Source organism: Achromobacter xylosoxidans (genome assembly GCF_002192695.1).
GTDB classification, from domain to species: domain Bacteria; phylum Pseudomonadota; class Gammaproteobacteria; order Burkholderiales; family Burkholderiaceae_B; genus Achromobacter; species Achromobacter xylosoxidans_C.
In genome coordinates this window covers 1-11,792 of sequence record NZ_MTLG01000052.1, presented here as the reverse complement: position 1 = coordinate 11,792, position 11,792 = coordinate 1, and the positions used below count along the sequence as shown (strand labels likewise).

Sequence of the window (11,792 nt, the reverse complement as noted above, 5' to 3'; positions counted from 1 at the left end):
CAGGGGGCTATCTCAACCTTCTGGCATGCTCCCGTACGCATCGCGGCTGTGCACGAAGGCGTTAATGATGCCGGCCGCTATAGCGACGAGGTTGAGCCAGAAATCGGACTTCTCAACGAACGAAGACCGGTTCGATAATCGCCAGACGTGAAAGAGGTTGATGAGGCGGGGAAGGATCGCGAATATCAGCCCTAGCGTAATGAGCCAAGCGGCTGCTTTCACCCATAGAACGTCACCGTTGCGTGAATAAATAGCGTCGAAAATAAGCGCCGCCACGAAAAAGCCAAACGGTATGGGATTGAATAGTGCATAAATAGCGCCAGCTACGCGCGATCTTGTTTGTGAAGGTTGTGTCAACATTAAAGCTCCCAGTCGTAGTGGTTACGATTCCAGGATCTTAATGATGTGCGTCAATTTGGCTAAGCCCTAACGCGCAAAAGAGAATTGCTTAGCGGGGACATGCGCGTAACCTTCGCTTGAGGAAGGTCGGCGATTTCGGAAGGCTGGGAATTCCGTGAATCACCGCGTTCAGGTGGAGTAGGCCTTATTTGGCAAAGGTCTTTTGCCGTCTCAGCATTTCGTACTTGAACTTCGAAAGGCATGATGAACCTGTTTTCATTGGAGTTTCATCATGGCAAACGAAAAGACTTTCCCCCACGCCAATAAGATTGACGATCATAAGATTATTACTGTCGGTGTATTAGGGTTTGGGCACATGGGGCAGGCGCTTTGCCAGCGCCTCAGCGAAGGTGGCTTTAAAACCATCGTCTACGATCGTGACTTGGAGCGCGTCCAACGTGAAGCACCGCCCAATGTCCAAGTGGTCTCGGCGATTGATAGGCTCGCTGCCTGCGACGCAATCCTGACCTCGTTGCCGGACGACGATGCCTTGAACAGCGTGACCAAGTCTCCGGGCGGGCTTTTCAGTACGTTACGCAAGAATGCCTTGCATATAGCGACCAGTACGGTTAGTCCAGCACTTTCGCGGCGGCTCGCAGCCAGCCACCTGGCTCTGAGTCAGGGCTTCTTGGTCACGGCCATCCTAGGCAATCCCGACATCGTCCACAGCGGCCAGGCCTTCGTGCTGGCAGGCGGCAGCGAGAACGACCTGCGCCGCGCCACCCCCTTGCTGAACCTCATTGCCCAGCGCATCTTCCATGTCGCCGACGACGCCGGGATGGCCAGCCTGATGAAAGTGGCGTGTAACGCACTGACCGGAATCACCTTGCAGAGCATGGGGGAAACCTTGGCCTTATTGTCCAAGGCCGGCATTGACCGCCGCCGCGCATTCGAAATCCTGACCGGCACGATGTTCGACGGCCGTGTGCATAAGGCATATGGCGGCAAGATGGTGGATGAGCGTTACCTTCCGGCTGGCATGGCGGCGACTCTGGCGGCCAAGGACCTGCGCTTGGCCCTAGCCGAGGCGGAGCAATGTCGGGTGCCCATGCCGCTGGCAGCAGTCGTTCACGACCGGCTGGTAGCACTGCTGGCGCGCGGCTGGGACGATCTTGACTGGTCTGCTCTCGGTGCGTTGGCAGCATGGGATGCTGGCATGGAAGTGAACGTTCCCGGCGCTGCCGCGCAAATGAGGAACTGATCATGATCAACGCGCTTGCTGCTCTCATCGGCGCACAGTTGCTTGGCGAACTGCTCCGGCAACTGCTGCATCTGCCTCTGCCTGGGCCGGTGATCGGCATGTTCCTACTCGTGGCGGCGCTTCTGCTTCGGGGCCAAGAGACGCAACTGCGGCGCTCGGAACTCACGAGCATCGCCGACGCACTCATAGGCAATATGGGCTTGCTGTTCGTGCCTGCCGGGGTTGGCATCATCACGGAAAGCCACCTGCTGCGCGAATACTGGCTCCCCATTCTGATTGGCCTGATAGTTTCTACTGTTCTCGGGTTGCTCGTGACGGCGCTGGTCATGCACTACACGTTCCTTAGGCGGGACAATCCATCTTCGCCAGTGAAGGAGACGGCGTAATGGCTACCTTACACGCGCTATGGACTCCAATGGCCGTCAGCCCACTGTTGTGGCTGGCGCTCACGCTCGGTTCGTTCATCGTGGGCAAGATCGCCCAGCGGCTCTGCGGAGGCTCGCCGTTAGTGAATCCGGTTCTGATCGCTATCGCCATCATGGCAGTGCTGCTCGAGCTCACGGACACCTCCTACCAAACATACTTCAACGGAGCACAGTTCATCAACTTCCTGCTTGGCCCCGCCACAGTGGCACTGTCGGTGCCGCTGGCGCTCAATATCGGGCATGTGCGCAACAGCATGCGCGAGATCGGTTGCGCACTGCTTGCTGGCTCCTTGACCTCAACCGTCTCCGGCGCACTTCTTGTCTGGCTCTTCGGAGGAGCGCGCGACGTGGCCATGTCAATGGCCACGAAATCGGTTACGACGCCCATCGCCATCGCCGTTGCTCAGGAAGTCGGAGGCGTTCCAGCGCTGACGGCCGCGCTGGCCATCGCTGGCGGGATTGTAGCGGCAGCGGTTGGACAGACGGTGCTTGGCTGGCTGCGCATCAGCGACTGGCGGGCTCATGGTTTCGCTGCAGGCGTCGCTGGAAGCGGCGTCGCAGCGGCGCAGATCGCACCGCTCAACGGTCTAGCCGCTGCGTTTGCCGCGATCGGCATTGGCTTAAATGGTTTGCTAACGGCTCTGATTGTGCCCGTTCTAGCTAGTTTCTGGCACTGAGCACGGGGGGCGCTGAAAATGCGCTGGCAGAGATCAAATACCGCGCAGCCTTGATACGGGATGCGGTGGTGTCAATGCAAACAACCCGTGCTCTGAGCCGAGAAACAAGCGGTGCACTGGACTTCCCCCGGGCAGGTAGACAGCTTGGGCCTATGATTTGAGCATAGGAGGAAGTCCATGAGCACCAAACGTTTTACCCCGGAATTCAAGGAAGAAGCGGTCAGGCAGGTGACCGAGCGCGGGTACTCTGTCAGCGAAGTCGCCGCCCCAGTTAGGTCTCGGCTCATAGTCTGTACAACTGGGTGAACGCAGTAGATCCGGATAAGACGGAGCAACGTGCCGGTGAACTGCTCGAAGCCAAGAGCGAGATCCTTCGCTTGCGCGCACAGCTTCGACGCACCGAGGAGGAGCGCGACATCCTAAAAACGGCCATCGTGGCGTTGCCCCGGCCCTTTGTACAGAAACACCCGGCTGCCTACATTGACCGTGCTGGACCGTGGCCGTCAGCTTTTTGGAGGCTTCGTCCCCGTCAAAAAACGTGGCCCCTGGGAATCATGCGGACCCAGTTGTGGTGCCGCTTTGTGCGACCCCGTTTAGTAAAGTGATTGAACCGCACCCCTGTCCGGCAACTTGCCTACAGGAGGTTTCCATGTCCAAGAAGGGGAAAGGGATCGGGCTGCCGATCGTCAATACGCGAGCTGCTGGCATGCTGATGAACTGATTCCGCGCGACTGAACGGATGCGGCAACATAACTAACGCAATGGTCACCCGGTGAGGACCCGTGACAAGGCATTGTAAGTTCAAGTAATCTCCGTCTCGATGTTGCACGCCAACCAACTCGAGCCCTACCAATTACTAGGAATTGTGTGACTTCCACTTCGTTCAAAGATCTCCGCGCGAAAATGTTCCTGGTGTCGTCCGGTGTAGTTTGACTTCGACAAGGACTGATTGGCCCGTTTCATCCTCTTCGGCCACGAAGTATGCCACGCACACCTCCTGGTCGGGATTTCGCAGCGCGCATATCGCCTTGGGGTCAAATTCGATGCTCGACTGTTGGTCATCCATCCTGAACGGCCAGCCTTCTTTTTGCAGGATGTTGCGCGTGACGCGAACGGCCCCGGCGCCGAAAATCTTGGCGGACTTGAAGAAAAAGTCACGCTGCGAGCGGTGCATCAGCGGGCCAGCCTCCGCGTTTTCATTCTGCTGGAATACTTGGCCCGTATGCTTGTTGGCCAAAGAACAGTAATGCATGCCGAATCGCTGACGCTTCTCAAGCGCACGCAGCATCAGCGTCAGGCACAACTCCTCGCTGCCGGCGATGGCCAAGCCACCGGCGTACCAATAGTTGTAGAAAACTTCGTAAGGCGGATACTTCAACAACAGTCCGCGGGCGCGGAAGGCCGGTGCATTCGTAAGCGGGAAACACAGTTCGAGGAGGTTGATGCCATCCAGGCCGATGCGCTCAAACTCGTCGAAGAGGTGCTCCATGGCCAGCAGGGATCCGGGCTCAACGGGCATCTCGACCATGACGGCGGGAATGTACTCCTTTGCCAGAGCAATCCGATCCAGCGTTCTCCTTTGTCTGTCGGGCGGATCATCGATTTTGATGCTGAACCGGATCTCCTTGAGTCCAGACTGTTGGAGCTCCACCGCCGTCGACCGGCCAAAATGGTCGCCAGTCGTATAAAGCCTAGTGTGCGTCGATGGGCATCGGCGGTGAATTTCACCAAAGAAACTCACCGTTTCGGCCTTGTGCATCAGTGGCTCGCCGCCGGTGACCGCCACATATTTCAACGGAGTTTCGGACTCGCAGATCGCCGCCGCATCCCGGCGAAGATTCCGGATGTGGTCCTGATAGAACTTATAATGCTCCTGATTTGGGTTAAAGCAGAAGTAGCAATCTCTGTGGCACTTCAGGGAAGCGAATGTTGTGTAGCTCCCCTCGCCCGTCCGGCACGCCACGCACGCCGGGGAGAGCCAGTTGACGTGGACGCTATGCCCGCTATTCGAAATTACTGCCCCCTTGGCGGCCAGCGCGGCTTTCAGTGCCAGGCACTGCGCCGCTGCAACACCGTCATCCCGATCGAACTCTATGCCATATGACTCGATTGTATCGATCACCCTAGACTCAATGTCCGCGTAGCGTCTGGCATAGAACCTAAACTCCGGGTTCCGGATATCCTCGATATTTTGCATGGAAATCGGTGTCATCATTATCGTAAACGTATATTCAGGAAACTGCGCCGCATTGTCCGATCGTGGGGCGAGGTATGCCAACCGTTTCGCGAAAGCGACAGGCCGGACAGCGTGAAAGGATTTCGTCGGCCTTACTATTCTTGAAGGCATCGTAGTCGCGTTTGCAAACATCGCATTGCTTGCGAACGAATGCGAGGGATTTCACCTGTCGGGCCCCAACTTCGGCAGTTACGACAATCGAGCGCGAGGTGCATCCGTCCCGGCATAGCTGGCACCCCGTGCATCGGCCAGACTCGATTTCGATCCCGTCCTCGCTGAACGAAATACATTGCTCTGGGCACTGAGCGGCACAAGCACCGCACCGGTCGCAGGTGTGGATATCGATGGCAATGTCGAAAAATTGATGTGTCGGGTAAGCCGCAACGAGCGACAGGATCTTGACGCCTTCTCTGACCCCGCCGTCACCGTCCCGACTCATCCGCAGGAATGATCGGCGGGCAATGGAGACGGTTTCCAGGGAGGGAGGGGGCGGGGTAACGGCCTCGAGCGGGCGTAGTTCCATCTGCCGCAGCAAATTGTTTGCTGAATCGAGCGCCGCCCGCCACAGCGCATGGTCTGGGAAGATCGCCACTTCGGTCACGCCGTCCGCGCGGAACAACAGCAGTTCCTTGGGCGTCGGGCCTGCTGACGCATCGCTCCAGAGCTGGGTAGCGTTGCGCCGTCGTTGGGGCGGGCTGCCGGTGATGGCACCGACGGGACAGGCAACTATGCACTGGCCACAATCAGTGCAGCCATCCGCAGACACGTTCACGCCTTGGGCACTCAGGGTGATCGCCTTGGCTGGGCAGCTATCCAGGCAAGCGCGGCAGGCAGACCATTGATGATCGGTCCTGACGCATACAGTAGAAGAGATGTCGCTCGGCATGGCTTCTTCTCTCGGTCCTCTCAATGCACGGTCAGTGCACCGCGCTCAAGCCTAGGCTGAAGAACACGTACCTTCCGATGAATTCGCCAGCAAAGATAACGATGGCGGCTAGGAGCGGCCGGAGGGTTAGCGCCGCTGCGGGCGGCCGCCTGACCATCCGATAGATGACGAATAGTCCAGCGGCCAACAAGGCCCCGCGCAACAGGCCCAGTTGGAACAGCGTGTCGAAGTTAACTTGCCGGGGCGTGATAGCATTGGTCACCGGCGCGTCCATACGCGGCGGGAGTGCGAGCACCGAGGCCGCAAACAGCAACAGGCCGGCGCAGCCGGCGAAGAACGCCGTCTGGATCATTCGTCCTACTGACGTCTGGTCTTTGTCGTATTTGCGCAAGGTGATGAGCAGCGTGGCGCAAGCCAGAGCGCCGCCGACCAATAATGTCGCTCCCCAATAGGAGGCATACACAAGCGGGCGGCTCCACATTACGAAAATTTTGTCCGTGTAGCACTCCGACATAACGAAAACAGTGCCGAACCCGACCAGACCAGTGACTAGGAGAAGGGGACGAAAAAGAGCGCGTTTCCACCGCACTAGCTTGGCCAGCACGGCAAACCGCTTCGCCACGAGGGACCATTCCAGACACACGCATGCCACACAAAGTCCCAACAGGCCCATATAAACGCAGACGGATACAATCTCCCGGCTCATCCATGAAGTGGAGACGTGCGTAATCGTGTAGAACATGTGCCACGGATTGCCCAGATGTAGGATCGAAGCCAGGACGCCGATCGCGCCGACCGCGAAAAATGCCAGCAATGGCAGCCGCAAAATCTCATCACGTTGCGGCTCCGTCCAAGAAGCGAAGCGGGGCACGCACAGTAGCAAGGTCAGCAAAAGTCCGCCGATCGAGGCCTGTGCCATTAGAGTGAACACCATCAAAGGCCATTCATGCATGATCCTACTCCCTTCCTTTATAGCGGACGACCAGGTTCGGATGCGTCCGGCTGGAACTCGGCAAACCTTCCGCGTCGGCATTGGTGCCGTGCTTGGCACGCAGTTCGCTGATTAACCCAAACTCAATGGCTCTCATTGGACAGCTATCGACGCACACCGGATTTCCTCCTTGCGCGCGAAGGTCGTAGCACGTGTCGCACTTAGTCATCATGCCAAGCGCTGGATTGAACTGCGGTGCCTCGTACGGGCAGGCCCAGGTGCAGTACTGGCAGCCGACGCATTTGGTATGATCCACTAGGACTACACCATCCTCCGGGCGTTTGTGCATCGCTGTCGTCGGACAATTGATGACGCACGCCGGCGCGTCGCAGTGATTGCAGGAGATCGACAGATGCCAAAGCTTGGGCTTGGGGTAGGTGCCATTCTCCATATCGTAAACACGCCTGAAGTTGCGGCCGACTTCGAGCTGATTCTTGTCCTTGCAAGCCACTACGCAAGTTTTGCAACCTACGCATTTGGTCGTATCGATGAAAAAGCCCACTTGATTTGGGTTGCTCATTTCTCTGCTCCCTCAAAGTCGGGGAGCCGTAGCGGCCGCCGCGCATCGGCGATCAGTGGCTTTCCGTGCCACTTCTCGACATTACACACCCCGGAATTCCATCCTGACGTACCTAGCCCCGTAGCCACTTGCTCATACAGCACATTGTCGGCGCCAGCCGGGTCGATGCCTGTCTTCTCGTCTATATTGGCCCAGCGGCCATGCGGCAGTGAGATGACTCCGGGTTTGATGGTGTGTGTCACGCGAGCTGGCCGTAGTACCTGACCCATAGCTGTGGATATCAACACGGTGTCGCCTTGCCGGATGCTCAGGCGCTTCGCGTCGGAGGCATTGAGGAGAACCGGGCTGGGCATGGCCTCCTGCAACTGCTGAACATTGTCAAAGGTGCTGTGTGAGGTGCGCAAGTAGTGTGGCGTCACAATTTGGAAGGGATAGGCGCCTTTACGTCTCGCCTGCCAGTCATCGAATGTGCTTTCATAGCCCTTGACCGGCGGGATGTACTTAGCGATCGGTGGGACCTCCGACCAACCATAGGCTTTTGATCGGGCGTTCAGCTGACGGCAGTAGATTTCGAATTTCCCACTCTCAGTTTTGCGCGGATGGGCCTCAGGGTCGCGAACGAAATCCTCGAAGGCGATAAAGCCGTAGTTGTCACCATCGTGCCGCTGCACCTGGTATTTTCCTTCCGCTAGGAACTTTTCAAGCGCGATCCGCCCCTGCTGCGGTTTGCCCGACACTCCCCACGTCACGATATTTTCCTCCGTGATCGTAACCAGGGGAACTGGCGTCTTGCCGTCCGTATCTATAACCGTAGCACCTGCCAGCTCATTGAAAAACTGTTGCTTCTCGCTGATAGGAAATATCTGGTCGACATCCAGCCCAATGCGCCTACCAATCTCCTTGGCGATCCACTGGTCGCTTTGTGACTCATACAATGGCGGAATGACGTTGGCGGTGACGAAGAGGCATTCGCGGGCGTATTTGTCCGAGAAATATCCAACGCGCTCCCAAGGTGTGGTCACGGGCAGTACCAGGTCAGCGTATTTCGCATTGGTGGTGTAGGCAAACGCTGGTGTGACGACGAATTCGACCGTTTTGCGATAGCCGGCGACTGCCTCCTTGATGTTCGACCTAGTCTGCATAGTGTTGTTAAAGGCGTGGAATATCATTTGAATGTTGACGTCGACTTCACCTTTGCCCGCCTGGCGATGTTTGCCCTCGTGCAAAGCCCGGTTCAGTTCATTGTGGTTAATCTTCCTGGTGATGGGGTTATCGAAGTGGGGCAAGCCACTCTTGCCGGGGTTGACTAGGAAGGTTCCATTGTTGTTGGCGACCGAGTGACAGTTGGGTCCGGTCATACGGCCAGGGCGGCCCATGTGCCCCGTCATGAATCCAAGCGTGGAGAATGCCTGCACCCAGCCTTCGCCATTGTTTATGCGTGCGGGTGCCCAGCCACAGGTAAGCGCCACACGACGAGTCCCGCCGATCTGGCGCGCCAATCGGCGGATGACGTCTGGCGGAACGCCGCAGATTTCCGAAGCCCATTCCGGAGTTGTTGGTTGGCCGCTGTAGGTGCCCCGCAGATAGTCCTTGAAGTTATCTTTCGGGTCGGCGCCAGGCGGCATATGGTCAGCGTCGAAGCCAACCGTGCATCGGTGCAGGAAGTCCCAATCGATTAGTGGATTGTTTGCCGGATCATCCTCTTGTAGCAGTGCATTCATTACACCGAGCGCAAGCGCTTGATCTGTCGCCGGGTTGATCGGAATCCACTCCGCATCGGTCAGCGCCGCCACATCGGTGTATACAGGGTCGATGCAGATGAATTTCGCACCCGCCTGTTTGGCGTGTAGCAGATAATTAACGGGGTTCCCCGGACTGGTCCAGGTCGCATTAGATCCCCACAGCACAATCAACTGGGATTTGCGCAGGTCGAACCGGTCGTTGACGCCGAAATAGCCCGTATACACTCCCAGCATCCCAGCGGTCTCTTCCCAGGCACCGGTTGATAAGGTGCCCCAATCGGTGGTGAAACCGCCGGCGACGCCAAACATGTTGTGGTAATGCGGGTTGTCAGAGGGTTTTCCTGTTAGCCAGAGCGCATCCTGACCATATTTTCCGGTAATGCGCCGCGTCTCGCTCGCGACGATGTCGAGCGCCTGATCCCAGCTAATACGTACCCACCGATCCCGACCGCGCAATGACTTATCGCCGCCTCCGGGAGACCAATTCTTGCGGATCATAGGATATCGCAGCCTATCCGGCCCAAGCACGTGGCGGCGCTGAGACCGGCCGCGCAGACAACCGCGCTGCTGGGGATAATCCGCGCTGTCGGGATGGGAGTCGTCGGTCTTCTGCCGGATGATGCTGTTGCCGACTATGAAAACCTTGTTCAGGCAACGCCCGCCACAGTTCTGCCAGCAGGCGGACGGCTTCCAGACTCCCTTTAACGGTTCGCGCGCCGGGGGAGAGCCCGCCGCCAGCGTGGTCATGGCGGGCGAAGCTGCCGGGGACGACGCGAACAATCCCTTACTCAGCGGCAAGGCGGCAAGCGTAGCGACGGCCGCTGACCATTTGACGAAGGTTCGCCGACTTATTTCAAAGATAATACTGCCTTGCATAGTAGGCTCCTGCGAGTGTTACGAGGCCAAGCAGACTTCCAGATCCTGCACTAGGCATGACAATCTGCTCTCGTCGTACTGAATGAACATCGGCAAGAAGGTGCCGATCTCTTTGTAATATTGGGTCGAGGCATGTCGTGAGATCTTCTGCCCAAATTGATCTACAAAGACCATCAGATGCCTACGAATGAAATCGAGTTGAGAGTCAGCCGATCCGATCAACAGGCCCGCGTCGATTAGCACCGGTTCGGCGTCGCTTTGCGCCAGGGCGGACAAGGTGGCGGTTTGAAGCACCGCACCGCTTAGTGCGAAAATGAAATCCAGTTCGAAACCAACATGGTCGGCGGCTTCAAACTCACAGCCTTTGAGGCGAAAGCCGTGTGCGCGGTAGTATTCCTCGACACTGCGGGTGCATTCCTGGAACAGCAGACCTTCGCCGACATAACAGGATTCCCAGGGTGGTGCGACAGGTACCTGCGGACCGATGAACAGGCGTGTAAAGTCCCAATGGATGTCTTCATAGTCGCTATCGCAGGCCGACAGCGACCGACCTGAGAGAGCGCCAATAATGCGGTCCAAACTACCTTGGACGGCATGTTCGAGCCCGCAGGGAAAATCAGTGCGAACGCCCTTTCCGCCTTTCTGCACTAAGGAAAGCAATTCCGGCGTGGGTTCTTCGATGAACAGCCGCCTGAGCAGATCGTAGATTTGGTGACGGATACATAAGTAGTCCATCGCCTCGGGGCCAAGCCCACGTGAGTGATTTGTTTCCATCGCTTTTCAAACTCCATTTTTGCTTTGAAGCTTGAAATTAACGATAGAGAAGATTGACGGGAACGACTCTCCTCAGAGCGACAGCTTATATCGCACAAGCGCCATGTTCGCAGTGACTTTGAGCAAGATCAATCACTCTCGGGCAGCTATTTTCGCCAATGGCTTGGTGGCGTTCCCATGACACATCGGAAGGCGACACCGAATGCCGAAGGGGTAGCGTAGCCGAGTTCCTGTGCGACTTGCCCAACGGTCATGCCATTCGCAAGCAGGGCAATTGCTGAGTGCATTTGCAGCTGGCGACGGTAATTGGCGAAGCTCATACCGGTCCCGGACTGGAACAACCGTTCCAAGGTACGGGTGCTCGCGCCAGCTACCTCCTCCCAGCCTGCGAGCTGGCGCATGTCGCCGGGCCGGGCCGCCAATGCATCAGTCACGCGTCGCAGCCTGCTGTCGCGGGGACGTTTCAGGCCGTACGGTTGCGGGCGTGCGCAGGCGAGATGATCGGCGAAAACGTCGACCATGCGCGACGGCGGTGAGGGGATTTCGTAATCGTGGGGCATGTCACTCATCGCATCGATCAAGGCGCCCAGTAGCGCGTTCACCGTAATTACCTGGCAGGCCGGCTCAGGGGATCTGGTCAAGGCCGTCGCGGCCATCACCACCGCGTGCATACGCGTGCCCCGCGGACAGTGCACCGCATGCTTGATTCTTGGGGGCAAAAGCAAGGCCATGCCTGGCGGCACCATCCAATAGCCTTCGTCGGTCGAAATGCGGATCACCCCCGAGGTGGGTGCTAACAGTTGTCCATGAACTGGATGACTGTGTGGCGCCACGGCGGCGGCGGATTCGGGGTACTCCTCTGCATGGACGCGGATCGGGCGCAAAGCCGTGGGCGGCGTCTCGTCCAGTAGACTGGTTGGCATTATGAATTTAGGTGACTCCATCTCCGGGCATTCCTTTGCTGAACTGTCCACTGCTTTTCTTGGGGGACACACGATAGGTCGAGATCATTTAGCTTAGGGATGCTCTGCACTGGCCCTGATTCTGAAATCAGCCGATGTGCAT

11 protein-coding genes and 1 pseudogene are annotated in these 11,792 nt (G+C 57.7%); 4 read left to right on the top strand and 8 right to left on the bottom strand.

Annotated elements, in window-relative coordinates; genetic code table 11:
* Window positions 1-12: 12 nt before the first annotated feature.
* The gene (locus BRO63_RS05045; protein WP_179215041.1) at window positions 13-360 is read right to left on the bottom strand and encodes a hypothetical protein; all 348 of its coding nucleotides are present in this window, start codon (window positions 358-360) and stop codon (window positions 13-15) included.
* A 271-nt stretch (window positions 361-631) separates the two neighbouring features.
* Between BRO63_RS05045 and BRO63_RS05040 the strand changes: the two genes are divergently transcribed.
* The 4 genes and pseudogenes from BRO63_RS05040 to BRO63_RS05025 all read left to right on the top strand — a co-directional run.
* Window positions 632-1,600, top strand: a complete 969-nt coding sequence (locus BRO63_RS05040) for an NAD(P)-dependent oxidoreductase (RefSeq protein WP_088138691.1) — start codon at window positions 632-634, stop codon at window positions 1,598-1,600.
* 2 nt (window positions 1,601-1,602) lie between these two features.
* Complete coding sequence (locus BRO63_RS05035) at window positions 1,603-1,986, top strand: CidA/LrgA family protein (RefSeq protein WP_088138690.1); 384 nt, start codon at window positions 1,603-1,605, stop codon at window positions 1,984-1,986.
* On the top strand, window positions 1,986-2,702 hold the full coding sequence (locus BRO63_RS05030; RefSeq protein ID WP_179215040.1) for an LrgB family protein: 717 nt from the start codon (window positions 1,986-1,988) through the stop codon (window positions 2,700-2,702). Before BRO63_RS05035 ends, BRO63_RS05030 begins: the two co-directional genes overlap by 1 nt.
* Before the next feature lie 177 nt (window positions 2,703-2,879).
* Window positions 2,880-3,128 (top strand): annotated as a pseudogene (locus BRO63_RS05025) (transposase); the annotation flags it as partial.
* Window positions 3,129-3,585: 457 nt separating this feature from the next.
* Here the strand turns inward: BRO63_RS05025 and BRO63_RS05020 are convergent.
* The 7 genes from BRO63_RS05020 to BRO63_RS04990 form a co-directional block, all read right to left on the bottom strand.
* Window positions 3,586-4,899, bottom strand: coding sequence for a radical SAM protein (locus BRO63_RS05020; protein ID WP_088138950.1), 1,314 nt, complete (start codon window positions 4,897-4,899; stop codon window positions 3,586-3,588).
* Window positions 4,900-4,933: 34 nt separating this feature from the next.
* Window positions 4,934-5,824, bottom strand: coding sequence for a 4Fe-4S dicluster domain-containing protein (locus tag BRO63_RS05015; protein ID WP_088138689.1), 891 nt, complete (start codon window positions 5,822-5,824; stop codon window positions 4,934-4,936).
* Between the two features lie 31 nt (window positions 5,825-5,855).
* A complete protein-coding gene (locus BRO63_RS05010) occupies window positions 5,856-6,776 on the bottom strand; it encodes a dimethyl sulfoxide reductase anchor subunit family protein (RefSeq protein ID WP_179215039.1) in 921 nt (306 codons plus the stop codon).
* 4 nt (window positions 6,777-6,780) lie between these two features.
* Window positions 6,781-7,335, bottom strand: a complete 555-nt coding sequence (locus tag BRO63_RS05005) for a DMSO/selenate family reductase complex B subunit (RefSeq protein ID WP_088138687.1) — start codon at window positions 7,333-7,335, stop codon at window positions 6,781-6,783.
* Window positions 7,332-9,953, bottom strand: a complete 2,622-nt coding sequence (locus BRO63_RS05000; RefSeq protein WP_088138686.1) for a molybdopterin-dependent oxidoreductase — start codon at window positions 9,951-9,953, stop codon at window positions 7,332-7,334. Before BRO63_RS05000 ends, BRO63_RS05005 begins: the two co-directional genes overlap by 4 nt.
* 18 nt (window positions 9,954-9,971) lie before the next feature.
* Complete coding sequence (locus tag BRO63_RS04995) at window positions 9,972-10,727, bottom strand: TorD/DmsD family molecular chaperone (RefSeq protein ID WP_088138685.1); 756 nt, start codon at window positions 10,725-10,727, stop codon at window positions 9,972-9,974.
* Between the two features lie 146 nt (window positions 10,728-10,873).
* On the bottom strand, window positions 10,874-11,671 hold the full coding sequence (locus BRO63_RS04990; RefSeq protein ID WP_218824083.1) for an AraC family transcriptional regulator: 798 nt from the start codon (window positions 11,669-11,671) through the stop codon (window positions 10,874-10,876).
* Between the last annotated feature and the right edge of the window lie 121 nt (window positions 11,672-11,792).

What these genes read in the sequence shown, in the direction of transcription:
- BRO63_RS05020 (WP_088138950.1), bottom strand. Translation starts at nt 4,899, where the DNA reads ATGCAAAATATCGAGGATATCCGGAACCCGGAGTTTAGGTTCTATGCC.
- BRO63_RS05035 (WP_088138690.1), top strand. Translation starts at nt 1,603, where the DNA reads ATGATCAACGCGCTTGCTGCTCTCATCGGCGCACAGTTGCTTGGCGAA.
- BRO63_RS05010 (WP_179215039.1), bottom strand. Translation starts at nt 6,776, where the DNA reads ATGCATGAATGGCCTTTGATGGTGTTCACTCTAATGGCACAGGCCTCG.
- BRO63_RS04990 (WP_218824083.1), bottom strand. Translation starts at nt 11,671, where the DNA reads ATGGAGTCACCTAAATTCATAATGCCAACCAGTCTACTGGACGAGACG.
- BRO63_RS05015 (WP_088138689.1), bottom strand. Translation starts at nt 5,824, where the DNA reads ATGCCGAGCGACATCTCTTCTACTGTATGCGTCAGGACCGATCATCAA.
- BRO63_RS05045 (WP_179215041.1), bottom strand. Translation starts at nt 360, where the DNA reads ATGTTGACACAACCTTCACAAACAAGATCGCGCGTAGCTGGCGCTATT.
- BRO63_RS04995 (WP_088138685.1), bottom strand. Translation starts at nt 10,727, where the DNA reads ATGGAAACAAATCACTCACGTGGGCTTGGCCCCGAGGCGATGGACTAC.
- BRO63_RS05000 (WP_088138686.1), bottom strand. Translation starts at nt 9,953, where the DNA reads ATGCAAGGCAGTATTATCTTTGAAATAAGTCGGCGAACCTTCGTCAAA.
- BRO63_RS05030 (WP_179215040.1), top strand. Translation starts at nt 1,986, where the DNA reads ATGGCTACCTTACACGCGCTATGGACTCCAATGGCCGTCAGCCCACTG.
- BRO63_RS05005 (WP_088138687.1), bottom strand. Translation starts at nt 7,335, where the DNA reads ATGAGCAACCCAAATCAAGTGGGCTTTTTCATCGATACGACCAAATGC.
- BRO63_RS05040 (WP_088138691.1), top strand. Translation starts at nt 632, where the DNA reads ATGGCAAACGAAAAGACTTTCCCCCACGCCAATAAGATTGACGATCAT.